Annotated in this window: 16 protein-coding genes; 10 read left to right on the top strand and 6 right to left on the bottom strand. The window is 58.2% G+C overall.

Annotated elements, in window-relative coordinates; genetic code table 11:
• The first annotated feature begins 9 nt into the window (after nt 1–9).
• The 5 genes from KGB18_RS01130 to KGB18_RS01110 all read left to right on the top strand — a co-directional run bounded on the left by KGB18_RS01130 (nt 10) and on the right by KGB18_RS01110 (nt 6,350).
• Nucleotides 10–525 carry an SMI1/KNR4 family protein gene (locus tag KGB18_RS01130; protein ID WP_123720165.1) on the top strand — a complete coding sequence of 172 codons (516 nt, stop codon included), beginning with the start codon at nt 10–12 and terminating at the stop codon, nt 523–525.
• 104 nt (nt 526–629) lie between these two features.
• Nucleotides 630–860: a hypothetical protein gene (locus tag KGB18_RS01125; protein WP_223569264.1), complete on the top strand. Its 231-nt coding sequence runs from the start codon at nt 630–632 to the stop codon at nt 858–860.
• 97 nt (nt 861–957) lie between these two features.
• Nucleotides 958–5,340, top strand: a complete 4,383-nt coding sequence (locus KGB18_RS01120; RefSeq protein WP_223569263.1) for an RHS repeat-associated core domain-containing protein — start codon at nt 958–960, stop codon at nt 5,338–5,340.
• 10 nt (nt 5,341–5,350) lie between these two features.
• Entirely contained in the window at nt 5,351–5,974 is a 624-nt protein-coding gene (locus KGB18_RS01115) for a hypothetical protein (RefSeq protein ID WP_223569262.1), read from the top strand.
• Nucleotides 5,975–6,008: 34 nt separating this feature from the next.
• Entirely contained in the window at nt 6,009–6,350 is a 342-nt protein-coding gene (locus tag KGB18_RS01110) for a DUF6124 family protein (protein ID WP_223569261.1), read from the top strand.
• Nucleotides 6,351–6,804: 454 nt separating this feature from the next.
• Here the strand turns inward: KGB18_RS01110 and KGB18_RS01105 are convergent, their stop codons facing one another.
• The 4 genes from KGB18_RS01105 to KGB18_RS01090 form a co-directional block, all read right to left on the bottom strand.
• Nucleotides 6,805–8,079: a glycoside hydrolase family 68 protein gene (locus tag KGB18_RS01105; RefSeq protein ID WP_223569260.1), complete on the bottom strand. Its 1,275-nt coding sequence runs from the start codon at nt 8,077–8,079 to the stop codon at nt 6,805–6,807.
• Nucleotides 8,080–8,501: 422 nt separating this feature from the next.
• The gene (locus KGB18_RS01100; protein ID WP_003213368.1) at nt 8,502–8,777 is read right to left on the bottom strand and encodes an HU family DNA-binding protein; all 276 of its coding nucleotides are present in this window, start codon (nt 8,775–8,777) and stop codon (nt 8,502–8,504) included.
• A 192-nt stretch (nt 8,778–8,969) separates the two neighbouring features.
• Nucleotides 8,970–10,118, bottom strand: coding sequence for an NAD(P)/FAD-dependent oxidoreductase (locus KGB18_RS01095; protein WP_223569259.1), 1,149 nt, complete (start codon nt 10,116–10,118; stop codon nt 8,970–8,972).
• A gap of 19 nt (nt 10,119–10,137) precedes the next feature.
• Entirely contained in the window at nt 10,138–10,305 is a 168-nt protein-coding gene (locus KGB18_RS01090; protein ID WP_186611382.1) for a rubredoxin, read from the bottom strand.
• Nucleotides 10,306–10,506: 201 nt separating this feature from the next.
• Here KGB18_RS01090 and KGB18_RS01085 point away from each other — a divergent pair, with 201 nt between their 5' ends.
• A complete protein-coding gene (locus tag KGB18_RS01085; protein WP_223569258.1) occupies nt 10,507–11,070 on the top strand; it encodes a chorismate--pyruvate lyase family protein in 564 nt (187 codons plus the stop codon).
• Nucleotides 11,070–11,960, top strand: a complete 891-nt coding sequence (gene ubiA, locus KGB18_RS01080) for a 4-hydroxybenzoate octaprenyltransferase (RefSeq protein WP_201061152.1) — start codon at nt 11,070–11,072, stop codon at nt 11,958–11,960. The genes KGB18_RS01085 and ubiA overlap by 1 nt, the downstream gene beginning before the upstream one ends.
• A 66-nt stretch (nt 11,961–12,026) precedes the next feature.
• Here the strand turns inward: ubiA and KGB18_RS01075 are convergent, their stop codons facing one another.
• Nucleotides 12,027–12,419: a hypothetical protein gene (locus tag KGB18_RS01075; protein ID WP_223569257.1), complete on the bottom strand. Its 393-nt coding sequence runs from the start codon at nt 12,417–12,419 to the stop codon at nt 12,027–12,029.
• Between the two features lie 152 nt (nt 12,420–12,571).
• Between KGB18_RS01075 and phoB the strand changes: the two genes are divergently transcribed.
• The 3 genes from phoB to KGB18_RS01060 all read left to right on the top strand — a co-directional run bounded on the left by phoB (nt 12,572) and on the right by KGB18_RS01060 (nt 16,086).
• Nucleotides 12,572–13,261, top strand: a complete 690-nt coding sequence (phoB, locus tag KGB18_RS01070) for a phosphate regulon transcriptional regulator PhoB (protein ID WP_008007735.1) — start codon at nt 12,572–12,574, stop codon at nt 13,259–13,261.
• Between the two features lie 74 nt (nt 13,262–13,335).
• Nucleotides 13,336–14,622 (top strand): phosphate regulon sensor histidine kinase PhoR, encoded by a 1,287-nt coding sequence (gene phoR, locus KGB18_RS01065; protein ID WP_207189003.1) that lies wholly within the window; start codon nt 13,336–13,338, stop codon nt 14,620–14,622.
• A gap of 123 nt (nt 14,623–14,745) precedes the next feature.
• Nucleotides 14,746–16,086 carry a hemolysin family protein gene (locus KGB18_RS01060; RefSeq protein ID WP_201061150.1) on the top strand — a complete coding sequence of 447 codons (1,341 nt, stop codon included), beginning with the start codon at nt 14,746–14,748 and terminating at the stop codon, nt 16,084–16,086.
• A gap of 114 nt (nt 16,087–16,200) precedes the next feature.
• Here KGB18_RS01060 and KGB18_RS01055 read toward each other — a convergent pair whose 3' ends face one another.
• Nucleotides 16,201–17,097 carry a peptidoglycan DD-metalloendopeptidase family protein gene (locus tag KGB18_RS01055; protein WP_223569256.1) on the bottom strand — a complete coding sequence of 299 codons (897 nt, stop codon included), beginning with the start codon at nt 17,095–17,097 and terminating at the stop codon, nt 16,201–16,203.
• Nucleotides 17,098–17,204 lie beyond the last annotated feature (107 nt).

The following is a 17,204-nucleotide window of genomic DNA, read 5'->3' as shown; positions in this document are numbered from 1 at the left end:
AGCGCAACCATGCCTTTTTTATATAAACCCGGCCTGTCAGATGCGGACATACAGGGACTTGAGCAGCGTTTGCAAAAAAAACTGCCTTCGGATTACAAGGATTTCCTGAAAAAAAGAAACGGCTTTTATGCGACGGCTCCCGATTATGTAAGTCTGCCACTCGATAAGGTCGATGAAGGCAGCATCGCCTTCGACCGCCTTTTCGGCCTGATACCCGACGAAGAAAGCAATGATCTGCTGGCGTTCAACGAAGAGTTTATCGACGAGCTTTCCTTCCTGGACAACAGCATCGCTATCGGTGAAGACGGTGGCGGAAATCCATTTGTATGGATCGCAGAAGCTGGCAAGGAAGGCCTGTACTACTGGGACAGGACTCACTTGCACGAAAGTGACGACAAAAATGATTTTGATATCGCTGAACGCGACGGCTGTGGAAATCTGTTTTTCCTGGCGCCTGATTTCACGTCGTTCTTTGACCTGATCCTCTCTACGTTTATCAGCCCGCCCGACTTCGTCGAGGAGTGATTCAGGGGTTAATCTTCAGGTCATGGATCTGACCCGGCCAATGAGCGCAGAAGATGGAACAATTGGAAGACGAATATCCCGGTGATTCCGACTGGCAGTAATTCGTGGATTTGTATAACAAAGTCTATCTCGACGACGACGCCCGCACGCTGGCGAAAGCGTTGGATGGCAACCTGGATATGGCGGTCGTCCTCAACGGTAAAAGAGGGCTCAAGGAAGGGTTGTGGTGGGTCGAACAGCAGGTGCCAGCCTTGGATAACATACGGCCAGCCGATTGCCTCAAGGATCCGAAGCTGATCATACGACTGAGGACTGCGCTGATGCGCATGCCGTAACCGACAAGGGAAAAACGTGCAATGGAAGGCATCGAATTGCGCCACAAGCGCAACGATTACGCAGTCGTCAGACGCTTATGCTGGATGAAAATCCCGCATGTCTGACGCGCTCTGGGCCGCCCGGCTGGGCGATGCACTCAACCACACCTCGATGATGGCTGACATTCTTGGCGGCGTGCTGGAGGTGGCGGCGAATATTGCGATCACCGCGGTGGCGACGGCTGCCGTGGTCGCGGCCACGGGCATCACGGTCGTCACCGGGGGGTTGGGTTGCGTCGTGCTCGGCTTGGTGGTGGGCACGATCGTCGGCCTCGCCATGAGCAAGACCGGAGCCGACAAAGGCCTGAGCAATTTATGCGAGAGTTTCAGCAACGCCCTCTTCCCGCCCACGGTGCAGGCGAACATTCTCACCGGCTCCACCAACACCCTCACCAATAACATTCCTGCCGCCCGGGCCGCCGGGGCGATCCCGTCCCATGTCGCGCCGGCCGGTACCGAGCTGGAAATACCCGAGCCCGAAGCAGAAGCCAGTTACCTCGACATGGCCGAAAGCTTCTTCTCCCAGATGTGGCGCCCCACCGTCGCCACCCCGGCGCCCGGCGCGGTGCCCAAGCCGCTGGACCTGCTCGTCTGCATGAAGCATCCGCCGATGCCGCCGCAGTTTCTGGCCGAGGGCTCGGACAAGGTCACCATCAACGGCCAGCCCGCCGTGCGCAGCGGCGACCGCAGCACCTGCGACGCCAAGGTGGTGGGCTCCGGGCTGATCTCCCCCAACGTGACCATTGGCGGCGGTTCGGTGGTGGTACGCGAGATCCGCAGCGGCAAAACCCCGGGCGTGGGGCTGGCGGTCACCGCGTTGCTGATGCTCAAGGGCGGCAAGGGAAAATTCCTGAGTAACCTGCCGTGCATGCTGATCGGTGGCGCGACGTCGATGGCCGTCAGCAGCGCGATGGGGGCGATGGCCAACGCCGCCATGGGCTCGTCGAACCCGGTGCATGCCGCCACCGGAGCCAAGGTGCTGGGTGGCGATGAAGAGCTGGATTTCGTGTTGCCTGGCATCTTGCCGATGGATTGGCAGCGCTTCTACAACAGCCGCGACGAGCGTCGCGATGGGTTGTTCGGGGCGGGTTGGAGTGTGTCCTACGAGGTGCGGGTTGAAATCCTGCCTCACCCCGAGGGCGGTGAAACGCTGGTCTACACCGATGAACAGGGTCGGCGCATCGACATGGGTTCGATCCCCTTGGGCGGCGCGGTGTTCAGCGCGGGTGAAGGGCTGAGTGTTCGACGCCACGTTAATGGGCAGTTGCTGATTGAAAGCGATGACGGTGTGTACCGCTTGTTCAATCCAACGCCGGGCAATACAGCGCTGCTGCGCCTTGATCAATTGGGCGATCGCAACGACAACCGGGTTTACCTCGACTATGACGCCGCCGGACGCCTTGTAAAACTGCGCGACACCTTTGACTTGGTTCAGGTGGAATTGACCTACCTTCAGATACGAGTCAGTCAGGTGGAGCGGGTCTACCCGGACCAGCACCGCGAAGTGTTGGTGAGTTATGGCTACGATCCATCAGGCAACCTGACAGAAGTTCGCGATACCGCAGGTCAGGTACAGCGCCGTTTCATTTACGACAGTGAGCGGCGGATGACTGAGCATCAGTTGCCCACAGGCCTTCGCTGTTTTTATCAGTGGGCTTGCATCGAGGAAAAGGAATGGCGCGTGGTCCGGCACTGGACCGACGAAGGTGACGCCTACCAGTTCGACTATGACCTCGGCGCCGGTGTCACGCGCATCACCGATGGCTTGCAGCGCGTCAGTACGCGGCGGTGGAACACTCAGCACCAGATCACCGAGTACACCGACAACCTCGACCAGACCTGGCAGTTCGAGTGGAACGACGAACGCCAATTGCTCAGCGCCACCGACCCACAGGGCGGTCGCTACGAATACAGCTACGACGATGCCGGCAACCTGATCGGCGAAACCGACCCGCTGGGCCGCAGTGACTCGACCTTGTGGCTGGAGCTCTGGGCCTTGCCGCTGGTGGACACCGACGCCGCCGGCAACAGCTGGCAGTATCGCTACGATCAGCGCGGCAACTGCATCGCCGAAACCGATCCGCTGGGCCACATCACGCGATACCGCTACGACACCCACGGTCAGGTCATCGAGATCATCGACGCCACCGGCAAAAGCAAAAAGCTGCGCTGGAACCCGTTCGGCCAATTGATCGAACACATTGATTGCTCGGGTTATCCGACGCGGTTCAGCTACGACAACCGGGGCTATCTGCAAACCATCACCGATGCCCTCGGCGAACGCACCCAATTCAGCTACGACGCCCAGGGGCGGTTGCTCAGCAGCCAATTGCCGGACGGGCGCACCGAGCAGTATCAGCGCGACGTCAGCGGCCAGTTGACCGGTTATACCGACCCGGCCGGGCACACCACGCTCTATCAACACAACCGTCGCGGCCAGGTGCGCCAGCGTACCGACGCCCATGGCCGACAGGTGCAGTTCGGGTATGACAGCTACGGGCGGCTGCAAGCGCTGACCAATGAAAACGGCGAAAGTTATCGGTTTGCCTGGGATGCCGGCGATCGGCTGACCGAACAACAGGATCTGGATGGCAGCGCCAAGCGCTACACCTATGACCTGCTGGATAACGTCGCGACGATAACGGCTGTGCCGGCGCCTTACGGCAACGGCTTGGCCATCGTCCCCGAGACGCCCCTGGCCCCCATCGTTCATCGACTGAAACGCGACGCTGTCGGCCGGCTGATCGCCAAACTCACCGACGATGGCCACACCGACTACACCTACGACCCATTGGACCAGCTCACTGCCGTCACCTTCACCGACCTTCACGGCAACGCACAAACCCTGAGCTTCGCCTACGATGCCCTCGGTCAATTGCTCGAAGAACAAAGCACGACCGGCAGCCTGCACTATCACTACGACGAACTCGGCAACCTGATCCAGACCCAACTGCCCGACGGCCGCTGGATCAATCGTCTGTACTACGGCAGCGGCCACCTGCATCAGATCAACCTCGACGGCCAGGTCATCAGCGACTTCGAACGCGATCGCCTGCACCGCGAAGTGCTGCGCACCCAAGGCCAGATCAGCACCCGCAGCGAATACGACCGCAGCGGGCGCTTGCGCTCACGCCAACGCCGACACACCAGCCAGCCATCGCTGATGCCGGCCGCCGTGCAGAAACATTTCGAGTACGACCCCGCCGACAACCTGATCGGCAAACTCGACCAACAACCCGCCGCGCAACATCGCCAACTGCTGCACTACGACGCCACCGGCCGCATCATCGCCAGCCAGGACAGCCTGCACGGCCAGCGCGAAACCTTCGCCTACGACGACGCCGCCAACCTGCTGGACGGCCCGCAACCCGGCGCCGGACTGGTGGTGCACAACAAACTGCTGACCTATCAGGACAAGCGTTACCGCTACGACGCGTTTGGCCGGATGATCGAAAAACGCAGCGCTAAACGGGGCCTGCAACGCTTCCGTTACGACGCCGAAAGCCGATTGATTGAAGTGCGCAATGAAAACGGCAGCGTGCTCAGGATGACCTACGACCCACTGGGTCGGCGCATCGAAAAAACCGAGCACGACACCAACGGCTACCCACTCGGCGAAACCCGCTTCACCTGGGACGGCCTGCGTCTGTTGCAGGAGCATCGCCATCAACAGACCAGCCTTTACCTCTACGAAGACGAAGGTTACGAACCCCTGGCCCGCGTCGACGGCACCGGCCCGCTGCAAAAAATCCGCTATTACCACAACGACCTCAACGGCCTGCCGGAACAGCTCACCGAGGCGGACGGCCATAACGTCTGGCAGGCGACTTATCGGGTATGGGGTAACACGTTAGAAGAGGTGCGCGAGCCGTACTACATTGAGGAGCAGAACCTGCGGTTTCAGGGGCAATACCTGGACCGGGAGACGGGGCTGCATTTCAATACGTTCAGGTTTTATGATCCGGATGTGGGGCGGTTTACGACGCCGGATCCGATTGGGTTGGCGGGGGGAATCAATCTTTATCAATACTCACCTAACCCATTCACTTGGATAGACGCTCTGGGCCTAAGTTGCTCGAGCGATGCTAAAGTTCTTGGAAGCCGTTTGGGTAAAGCGCCAAACTCAAACTATCGAGCCCACCATATAGTAATGTCCAATTCGAAGGATGTGCGTATGCGCTGGTTGAGAAGACGTATGGACAGACTTGGCATTGACATAAATCAGAAAGAAAATGGTGTATGGCTGCCTGTGAACCCACAGTCCCGTTTACCAAATACAACAGCAACCGCTCATGCCGGGGAAGGAGTACATGGCAATGCGTATAAACAACACGTATGGGAAACCCTGAAAGGGGCGAACACAAAATCTGGATTCGAGTCGGGTTTAAATAAACTCAACTTGGAGCTCAACAGTGGAAAGGTTTTCCCATTAGCAAAGTAGGAGATACTCCATGAAGGACTTTTTATATGCACGACTCAATGAATATAAGGATAAATATTCAGAGCTTATATCGTCTATGGAGAAAAACTACAAAACGACAATCTGGGGCATGGGGATCATGCCTTCCTATTCGCCGGCCCCCTATATGTCGGAACTCCAGGGATGTAAGCCTGGACGTTTTCTAAAAAAAGATTCCGAGCCAGCCAAAAATAGGCAATGTTATTTCTTAAATGAAGACAACAAAATAATAGGTGAGTTAAAATTTGCGAAATACGTAACAATTAAAAAGCAATGGATTGTTTATAGAAAGTTTTTTTTGCATGAGGCCGATCAAATCCTTGAGCTTACATTCGGCAGTGAGCTCAACGGCAACCTAGAGGCCAACCTTGACTCGGTTTCCCTTATTAAGTTTCTGAATAACAAAGCTATAGGGTATTACTGTTTGAACAACACGGGAGAATACTTCGAAACCACTTACAAATACAATGCCGATAAAATCACTTCGATCACTGAAAAGATATGGCGAAACACCTTCACGGAAAGATTTTATGAGGTCAATCACACCGATGACTCCCTAACCATTTTTGAAATACTTACGGACAATAGCAAACTGAAAATTTATCCTGAGGAATGATTGATGAGATCAGACTCGAGCTAACCGAGCCAGCATGAAAAACAACTATCAACTGGAAAAACTTAAAAAAATTGAATTAGGTCCGAATGAAAGCAGAGAAACTATCTATTCACTGATGTTACAGCCAACACTTTCAGGCGATTTCATTCAAGCACTCAACTCACTTAGAGATCTGGAGCCTCACATGACTTCAGACTACTATTATGTGGCGCACAAGCTGATTGCTAACAAAGGCAACGGCCCACACCGTTCTGTAGCCCTAGCGCTCAGCCGCATGGCCGATGGCGCGCATTTGTTGGTAGAACGAGCGCTGGATCATCTGGATGAGCCGGAGATGGCGGCGATTCTCGCCAGGAAACAAAGCCGAGTCAGTTGATCCACCAGGAAAGAAAGTACTCCGCCCCCATAAAAAATGGTTCTTCCCGGAAAACCGTGAAGAACCTTTTTATTGGCGCACCAGGCATGGCGAATAGCGCCGTGACTGGCGCTGTTTGGCTCACTGTGGTGGTGAGTTGGATGACTTGGAGGTAGAAGCCCTTTACACACCCCGCAGGAGGGGGTGTTAGCCAGAGGCAAGGGTGTCGCGGGAGACTGCGAATCTGAAGGAAACGCAAGACAAAATGCTGGCCTGACGAACAGGAGACGGTAGCGGAGGGAAGATACCAGTTACTGGCTGCATCCTTGCAGCCAGTAACGAAGGGCTGTTACTACACATTATTCAATGGGGCTTGCGATCAACGTCGCAGTGAATCAGGCGGGATATCTCGATCATATCCACAACGGTTTTTTCATCGACCTCAAACCCGCTGCCTGAAAGCCATGTATCGCTATTATTTGAGCGTGACGTCTAGCATCGGCGGGATATAGCCGTAGTCGTACTCGGCCACCACGAACGTCTGCTGCCCTTTTATCTTCATGCCCACCGTCGGTGCCTCAGTGCCGCCGATACGAATCTGCGTGCCGGTTGCATCGGTCGGTACGCTGTCGATAAAGGAGGTCACCAGGCCGTTGGGCATCACATAGTGCGAGTAGGTCTGGAACGGCTGAGAGGACGGGTTGCCCAGCACCAGGCCGGAACCGTTCAACGGCACGTAAGGGCCGAACAGCGAATCCGCGACAAAACCGTACACCCCGTCCGGCCCGGTCACACCGTCGGCATAGGTGAACGTATGGCTGATGGTGAACAGGTAGTACTTGCCGTCCTGGAACACGAAGTGCGGACGTTCTGTCTGGTCGTTGACCCCCACAGCGGTCAGCAGCGGCGGTAGCATTTCCCAGTCGTCGCCGTCCGAGTCACGGGCCACGGCGATGCCGACACAGGCAGTCTGAAAGCGCGAGTTGCCGACGTTCTCATAACCCGGCGGCACATCGCCAATTTCCGCTTCGCCCACCTTGTGCGAGCCGCGCTCGCCGGCCACGTTGCCCTCGAACAGCATATACAGCTTGCCGTCCTTCGGGTCGCGGAATGGCCATGGATCACGGAAGCCCCAAAAGGAGTTCTGTGCTTCGGTCTGGTACATCTTGCCGTCGGCCTCGAACAGCGGCTTGACCTTCTCGAAGCCAACCATGCTGACGCCATGTTCGGTGGTCACCACCCGGCCCCGCACCTTGACGATGGTCGCGCCCGGGGTGACAGCGGTGTAATACAGGTCCACCTCACCCTGGTCGTTCAACAGGATCGGCGTACCGGCCCATTCGCGAGCGGTCGGCGAAACCCCTTCAGCCATCACACGGCCGCCGAGTTTCCAGTCCTTGCCGGTACGAGAAAACCAGTAGTACATCTTTGCCCGACCGTGGCGGTCGTTCCAGTCGCGGGTGATGTCGTAGTTGCCGTTCTCGTCGATGTACTCCGGGTCGTTTGGATGACGATCGGCAGTCAGGGTGAAGATCACCGACCAGCCATCGACGGACGTCACGTTACCGTCCAAGTCGCGCAGCGGCATGGTGTCCCAGATGAACACTTCGTTGCTCAATACCGGGAACTCCGCGCTGACCAGCGGCTGAGTGGTGGTGGGATCGTCCGCACGGACTTTCAACGCATCAGCGCGGGTCCAGAGGCTGGATTGATCGGGCGTTTTGCCGAATTTTTCAGTGTTGCTTTTCATAGGGATTACCTCGTCCATGAATGGATTCGAATAAATATTCGATCAAAAAAATACTGTATATGCATACAGCGAATTAACTTTAAGAGACTCAATCTTCCGGGTCAAGAAAAAAATGCATTTGTGCATAACTTGATATTTTTCTGAAGCTGATACGTTTCAGCTTGCGAGGTTTCTAGAAGTTTGTTTTCGACCAGTTCGGCGACGTTGCTTGCAAAAGAGGTGCTTTGACCGCTGGTCGGTCGAGGGGCGCGTCACTGATGCAACGGGCGAAAGCAGGCCTGGGTGGATCAGTCAACTGAGTCGGCGCATCCTGCGCAAAGCCCAGCACAAGGCCGTGAAGAACCAAAAAAAATGGGCACCCAACCTCGTTGGCGTGCCCATTTTTTATCCCGCTAACCCGCTATGCGGGAAGTCGGTGCGTGTTACGGATTAACGCTGTCTTTCAACGACTTGCCTGGCTTGAACGCAACAGTGTTGCTGGCCTTGATTTTGACTGGCTCACCGGTCTGCGGGTTTTTGCCCGTACGTGCACCGCGATGGCGTTGCAGGAAGGTCCCGAAGCCCACCAGCGTGACGCTGTCTTTGCGGTGCAGAGCGCCGGTGATTTCTTCGAGAACGGCGTTGAGAACGCGGTTGGCCTGTTCTTTGGTGAGGTCTGCTTTTTCCGCGATTGCAGCGGCGAGTTCTGGTTTACGCATTAGTGAAGCCCCTTTGACGGTTTTTTGTTGTTATGTCCGTGCTGTTCTCGTTGGAACAGCGCCTAAGGCGCCGCAGGTGCTCTACTCTGCGGCAGACGGGAGTGAGAATGGCACGCGCTTTAGAGCGGCGCCAGTCTCCCCGCGACCTTTGTGGGAGCAAAAGCGGGGTGATTCCGACAGAACGACCGCTATTTACGCCAGCAAGGCCGGAAGCTCTTTGTTCAGAGCGAGTTTTTCCATCACCGCCGCGCCTGTCAGGGCATAGCCCAGCAATTTGCCGGCGCTGTCGCGGCACAACACCTTGATGTCCGCGCCCTGCCCTTCGACCGTCCAGACGCCCTCCGCGCCCCGTGGCGGCGGCGAAACCACCAATGGGCAGACCGGGGTTTTCACGGTGATTGGCATCGGGCCATAACTCACTGCTGTAGGGTTGCCGGCGAGGGTTTGGGCCAGCGCTCTCGCACAGCTCATGAGGGGCATGACGTACAACAGATTCAGCCCATCGACCTCGGCGCAGTCGCCCAAGGCATAAATGTTGGCGTGAGAGGTTTTCAGCTGACGGTCGACCACCACGCCACGGTTGACCTGCAGCCCGGCAGCGGCCGCCAGGTCGATGCGCGGACGCAGACCAATGGCCGACACCACCACATCGCACGGGATGACCTGGCCATCGGACAGATGCGCTTCCAGGCCATCAGCCACTCGTTGCAGGCGATTGAGCACCGGCCCGAGGTGGAAGCGCGCGCCCAGGCTTTCCAGGCCGGCCTGGACCGCAGCGGCCGCCGCTGGGTGCAGCAAGGTCGGCATGACCTGTTCGCACGGTGCAACCAGTTGCACCTCGTAACCACCGAGGATGAGATCGTTGGCGAATTCGCAGCCGATCAAACCGGCGCCCAGCAGCAATACCCGACGCTTGCCGGCCGCAGCCGCGCGAAAGCGTGCGTAGTCTTCAAGATCATTGATCGGGAAAACGGCATCCGCCGCGTCGCCTTCGATCGTCACCCGCACCGTTTCCGCGCCCCACGCCAGGATCAGGTCGCGGTAGATCACCGCTTCTTCGCCGATCCACAGGCGTTTATGGCCCGGATCGATACCGCTGATGCGCGTGTGGGTGCGCACTTCGGCTTTCAATTGCTCGGCCATGGCGCCCGGTTCGGCCATGCTCAGGCCATCGGCGTCTTTATTCTTGCCGAAGCCGGTGGAGAGCATCGGCTTGGAGTAGGAGCGTCCGTCATCTGCAGTAATCAACAGCAGCGGGGTTTCGCCATCGAGTTTGCGAAACTCCCGGGCCAGGTTGTAGCCAGCCAGCCCAGTGCCGACGATCACGACAGGTGCGTTCATTCCCTTACTCCTTGGATTCTTAGTTGATTTCGATCATTTCGAAATCCATCTTGCCCACGCCGCAGTCCGGGCACAGCCAGTCTTCCGGCACGTCCTGCCACAGCGTGCCCGGCGCAATGCCGTCGTCCGGCCAGCCCTCGGCCTCGTTATAAATCAGGCCGCAGACCACACATTGCCACTTTTTCATTCAGGTACTTCCTCAGGATTCAGGCTTTTGCCGGCGCGAACGGTCGATCGGTAAAGTGTTGCCGTCCGGCTCAGGGGCGTTTTGTACTGATCGGGCCCGGCAGATGCAAGCCTGTTCGGCGTAACGGCAGGCGGGATCAATCAATATCGGTGCCTGACATGGTAAGCTCGCCGCCTCATTTGCTGCCAATAATGACTCACTGTGCCGCACTCAAAATCCCCCTCCGCGACACCGATTTGGCTCTCTCGAAGCCAACTGACGCCCCTCCCCGACACGTCTACGCTCGATTGGCTGTTCGATGAAGGGTCGCTGACCCGGCGCTTGATCCGCCTGTCGAATGATGGCTTCAGCGTCACGCCGCTGTTCGAAGGCTGGCAATCGCTGCGCGCCGACGAATGCGCTGCACTGGAACTGGCCGAAGGCAGTGAAGGCTGGGTGCGCGAGGTGTATCTGCGCGGCCATGGTGAAGCCTGGGTGTTTGCTCGCAGCGTGGCGGCGCGTAGTGCGTTGCAGGGCGACGGATTGCATATGGATGAATTGGGCAGCCGCTCTCTGGGCGAATTGCTGTTTTGTGATCAGGCATTCCAGCGCCGGGCCATTGAGGTTTGTCACTATCCTCAAGCATGGTTGCCGATCGATGCCCAGGCGCCTGAACTGTGGGGTCGACGCTCGCGTTTCGATCGCGGCGCCTTGAGCGTGCTGGTGGCCGAGATCTTCCTGCCGACCTTGTGGAACGCCACCCGCGCCCATCCGGAGAATTGCTGATGTACCAGAGCCTGCTCAAGTCCCTGAACCGCTTGAACCCTCGGGCCTGGGATTTTATTCAGCTGACTCGCATGGACAAGCCGATCGGCATTTATTTGCTGCTGTGGCCGACGCTGTGGGCACTCTGGATTGCCGGTGAAGGTTCGCCTTCATTGGCCAATATCGTGATTTTCGTGCTCGGCGTGGTACTGACCCGTGCCGGCGGTTGTGTGATCAACGATTGGGCAGACCGTAAGGTCGATGGCCACGTGAAACGCACCGAACAGCGGCCACTGGTGAGCGGCAAGATCAGCTCGAAAGAAGCCTTGGTGTTCTTCGCGGTGCTGATGGGCGTGAGTTTCCTGCTGGTGCTGTGTACTAACGCGACGACTGTGTGGCTGTCGCTGGGCGGCCTGGCCCTGGCATTCACCTATCCATTCATGAAGCGTTACACCTATTACCCGCAAGTGGTGCTGGGCGCGGCGTTCTCCTGGGGCATGCCGATGGCGTTCACCGCCGAAACCGGTGAACTGCCGGCGGCGGCCTGGTTGTTGTGGATCGCCAACCTGTTGTGGACCGTGGGCTACGACACCTATTACGCCATGACCGATCGCGACGATGACCTGAAGATCGGGGTGAAATCCACAGCGATTCTGTTTGGCGACGCGGACAGGGTGATCATTCTGACCCTGCAAGGATTGGCATTGGGGTGCCTGCTGCTGGCGGGTTCGAAATTCCAGCTTGGCGGCTGGTTCCACCTCGGGCTACTGGCGGCGGCGGGTTGTTTTGCGTGGGAGTTCTGGTACACCCGCAGCAAGGACCGGATGCGCTGCTTCCAGGCGTTTTTGCATAACCATTGGGCGGGGTTGGCGATTTTTGTCGGGATTGTGCTGGATTACGCGCAGCGCTGAAGCGACTGACGCCTTCGCGGGCAAGCCTCGCTCCTAAGGGAACGAGGCTGTGGTTCCTGAACTCGCTTACTTCTTAGGTCCGGAGTTGGTGATGGCGTGCCAGACATCTTTCATGCCGTCACCCTTCATTTCTCCAGGTTTTTCGTCCTTCATAAACGTATATAGCGGCTTACCGTCATAAGCCCATTGCATCGTGCCGTCATCCCGTTTGATTGGCGTAAATTTGCCTTCGGCCTTGGCGCCTGCCGGGGCCATCATCGGTGGCCAGTTCTTGGCACAATCATCGTTACACATCGACTTGCCGCCGGTGTCCTTGTCGAACGTGTAAACGGTCATACCCTTGTGGTCGACCATCATGTCGCCTTTCATCATCGCCGGTTCGGCGGCGAAAGCCATCGTCGGAAAAATCAAGGCAGTGGTCAGCATCAGGGTTTTGAAGGAAAAAGTGTGCGATGTCATGGAAACCTTCCTTTTGTGGTTGTCAGGATTCGGACTTAGAGCTTAGTTCAGGATCACGCCAATCGCAGGACAGCTAAAATACTGTCACACGACTGCAATAATTCCGTTATCTAATGCGGCGCAAGACAGTTAAATGACAAGAGGATTAAGGCATGGTTGGCAGGAGCATTCTGATCGTCGACGACGAAGCGCCCATTCGCGAAATGATCGCCGTTGCGTTGGAAATGGCCGGCTATGACTGCCTGGAGGCGGAGAACTCGCAGCAGGCCCATGCCATTATCGTCGACCGCAAACCGGACCTCATCCTGCTCGACTGGATGCTGCCCGGCACTTCCGGCATCGAACTGGCCCGCCGTCTCAAGCGCGATGAGCTGACCGGGGATATCCCGATCATCATGCTCACCGCCAAGGGCGAAGAGGACAACAAGATCCAGGGCCTGGAAGTCGGCGCTGACGACTACATCACCAAACCATTTTCCCCACGAGAGCTGGTGGCGCGCCTGAAAGCCGTGCTGCGCCGCGCCGGCCCGACCGATGGCGAATCGCCGATCGAAGTTGGCGGTCTGCTGCTGGACCCGATCAGCCACCGCGTGACCATCGACGGCAAGCCTGCCGAGATGGGCCCGACCGAATACCGTTTGCTGCAATTTTTCATGACCCACCAGGAACGTGCCTACACCCGCGGCCAGTTGCTGGATCAGGTCTGGGGCGGCAATGTCTATGTCGAAGAGCGCACGGTCGATGTGCACATCCGTCGCCTGCGCAAAGCCCTCGGCGATGCCTATGAAAATCTGGTACAAACCGTGCGCGGCACCGGCTACCGGTTTTCCACCAAGGCCTGAGCCGACCGCCAGACTCGCTGACAAGGACGCATTTTTCCGTGAACCAAAACTGGCATGGCACCCTGATTCGCCACATGCTGTTGCTGGTCACCGCCTGCCTGGTGATCGGCCTGATTTCCGGCTACTACGGCTGGAGCCTCGCCGTGGGCCTGGGCCTTTACCTGGCGTGGACCCTCAAGCAGTTGCTGCGCTTGCATGAATGGCTGCGCCAGCACCAACCCGATGAAGCACCTCCCGACGGCTACGGCCTGTGGGGTGAAGTGTTCGACAGCATCTACCACCTGCAACGCCGCGACCAACGGGTGCGCGGGCGCCTGCAAGCGGTGATCGACCGGGTTCAGGAATCCACCGCTGCGCTGAAAGATGCGGTGATCATGCTCGACAGCGACGGCAACCTGGAATGGTGGAACCGCGCCGCCGAAACCCTGCTGGGCCTCAAGACCCCTCAGGACAGCGGCCAGCCCGTGACCAACCTGGTACGCCATCCGCGCTTCAAGGAATACTTCGAGCAGGACAGCTACGCCGAGCCGTTGGAAATTCCTTCGCCGATCAATGATCGCCTGCGTATTCAGTTGTACATCACCCGCTACGGCAACAACGAACACTTGATGCTGGTGCGCGACGTGACGCGTATCCATCAGCTGGAACAGATGCGCAAAGACTTCATCGCCAACGTGTCCCACGAGCTGCGCACGCCGCTGACGGTGATCTGCGGCTACCTGGAAACCCTGCTCGACAACGTCGAGGAAGTGAACCCACGCTGGACCCGTGCCCTGCAGCAGATGCAGCAGCAAGGCGGGCGCATGCAGACCTTGCTTAACGACTTGCTGTTGCTGGCCAAGCTTGAAGCCACCGACTACCCCTCGGACAACCAGCCAGTGGCCATCGACGGCTTGTTGCAATCGATCAAGAGTGACGCACAGCAACTGTCCGCTCAGCGTAACCAGAAGATCACGCTGGAAGCCGACCCGACGATTCTGCTCAAGGGTAGCGAAGCCGAATTGCGCAGCGCGTTTTCAAACCTGGTGTTCAACGCAGTGAAGTACACCCCGGCCGAGGGCAATATCCGCATTCGCTGGTGGGGTGACGATCAAGGCGCACACCTGAGCGTGCAGGATTCGGGGATCGGCATCGACAGCAAACACTTGCCGCGCCTGACTGAACGCTTCTACCGCGTCGATTCCAGCCGCAACTCAAACACCGGCGGCACCGGGCTGGGGCTGGCCATCGTCAAACATGTGTTGCTGCGCCATCGGGCACGTATGGAAATCAGCAGTGTGCCGGGCCATGGCAGCACGTTTACCTGCCATTTCGCCCCGGCGCAGGTGACTAAATCTCAGGTCATCAGCACTACCGACTGATACCGGCCAGCACTCGCCACTAGGCAATCACTCAGTCAGCCGCTACATTGGCTGACTTGTGCCTGCCCTTCAGGCGCACTTTTTTCTTTCCTTTCGAATACACGGAACCCGCAAAACTCCATCATGGACCCATCCCCTGGCTTGACCCTCGCGACACTCTTCGCCGATTTCGGCATGATTCTTTTTGCTCTGATCCTGGTTTTGCTCAACGGCTTTTTCGTTGCGGCGGAATTTGCCATGGTCAAATTGCGCTCGACCCGGGTCGAGGCCATCGCTGATAAAAACGGCTGGCGCGGACACATTCTGCGCACCGTTCACAGTCAGCTCGACGCGTACCTCTCTGCCTGTCAGCTGGGTATCACCCTCGCCTCCCTGGGCCTTGGCTGGGTCGGTGAACCGGCGTTCGCTCACCTCCTCGAACCGGTGCTGAGCGCTGTAGGCGTAGAGTCCGCCGAAGTGGTCAAGGGCGTATCGTTCTTCACCGCGTTCTTCATCATTTCGTACCTGCACATCGTGGTCGGCGAACTGGCCCCCAAATCCTGGGCCATCCGCAAACCCGAGCTGTTGTCGCTCTGGACGGCGGTGCCGCTGTACCTGTTCTACTGGGCCATGTACCCGGCCATTTACCTGCTCAACGCCAGTGCCAACACGATTCTGCGAATCGCCGGCCAGGGTGAACCCGGCCCGCATCACGAGCACCATTACAGCCGTGAAGAACTGAAACTGATCCTGCACTCCAGCCGTGGCCAGGACCCGAGCGACCAAGGCATGCGCGTTTTGGCTTCGGCGGTGGAAATGGGCGAGCTGGAAGTGGTCGACTGGGCCAACTCCCGGGAAGACCTGGTGACGCTGGAGTTCAACGCGCCACTCAAGGAAATCCTGGCGATGTTCCGTCGCCACAAGTTCAGCCGCTACCCGGTGTATGACAGTGAGCGCCAGGAGTTCGTCGGCCTGCTGCACATCAAGGATTTGCTGCTGGAACTGGCGGCCCTGGATCACATTCCCGAGTCGTTCAACCTCGCCGAACTGACCCGCCCGCTGGAGCGCGTGTCTCGTCACATGCCGCTGTCGCAGCTGCTGGAACAGTTCCGCAAGGGCGGCTCGCATTTCGCTGTGGTCGAGGAAGCCGACGGCAACATCATCGGCTACCTGACCATGGAAGACGTGCTGGAAGTGCTGGTAGGCGACATTCAGGACGAACACCGCAAGGCCGAACGCGGGATCCTCGCGTATCAGCCGGGCAAGCTTCTGGTGCGGGGCGATACACCGCTGTTCAAGGTCGAACGCCTGCTGGGCATCGATCTGGACCACATCGAAGCCGAAACCCTCGCCGGGCTGGTCTACGAAACCCTGAAACGGGTGCCGGAAGAGGAAGAAGTGCTGGAAGTCGAAGGCTTGCGCATCATCATCAAGAAGATGAAAGGGCCGAAGATTGTTTTGGCCAAGGTGTTGATGCTCGATTGATGCGCTGATCCAGATCCGCGTCGATCCCTTCGCGGGCAAGCCCGCTCCCACAAGGATTTGCCCAGGACCTGTGGGAGCGGGCTTGCCCGCGATGGCGTTGGGTCAGGCAACCTCTCACTGCTTGCCCAACGCAAAATTGGGCAACGCGCCTACCGGTTGATTGAACTGGTACGGAATCGACACCAGCCCCAACCCGGTATTGCGCTGCACCACGAAGTGCAGGTGCGGCCCACTGCTGTTGCCGGTGTTACCCGACAGCGCCAGCGCACTGCCCACCACCACTCGCTGACCTTCCCGTACGCTGACCGAGCCTTTCTTGAGGTGCAGGTACACGCCCATGGTCCCGTCATCGTGCAACACCCGCACGAAGTTGCCCGACGGATCATTGCCGCGCCCAGTCTGGCCATTTTCGGTTTTCACCACCATCCCGCCGCGCGCCGCGATGATCGGCGTGCCTTCGGGCATGGCAATGTCCATCGCATAACGGTTCTTCGGCCCGTAATGGCTATATTGGCCATTGGCGCCCTGACTCAGCCGAAACGGCCCACCACGCCAGGGCAACGGATATCGATAGGCCATGGCGGACCCTGCAGGGTCGCCCAGGGAATATTCGAACCTCGGGGTATACGTCAGCGGCCTTCCGGCCTTCGTCGCCTTGAGCAGTGCCAGACGAAGGTTACTGCGCGCCGGCATCACCCGGCGGATCGGTCGGCTCGGCGCGCCGCTGACGTTATTCAGCCCGGAAAAACTCAGCTCGATCTCGACTGGCGCATACAGATCGTTGCGCACGAACACACTGTCCATGCCCCTCTGCTTCTTGATATCGAGGTACACCTGCCGCTCAAGGCGCTCGACCATCCGGTCCCGAAAAACGAACACCTTCGCGCCTTTGGTGGGGCGGTCGCTGTAAGAGACCACGCCACTGGCATTGGTGGACCTGTAGATCGTCATGGCCACAACCGAGGTGGAGGCCATGAACAGACCACAGAACAACAGCAGGCGCGCGAGCATGGGCAAGATTCTGTCGAGTAAGGCCTGGAAAGGAGCCTAGCAGCTGAAATGGACCAGCGTTGTCGGCAGATGTTTCAAATGATCGTTCCCACGCTCTGCGTGGGAAT

Source organism: Pseudomonas sp. BF-R-26, assembly GCF_019947395.1.
Taxonomy (GTDB): Bacteria; Pseudomonadota; Gammaproteobacteria; order Pseudomonadales; family Pseudomonadaceae; genus Aquipseudomonas; species Aquipseudomonas farris.
The sequence above is the reverse complement of the archived record's forward strand: the minus strand, read 5'-3'. Positions and strand labels throughout refer to the sequence as shown.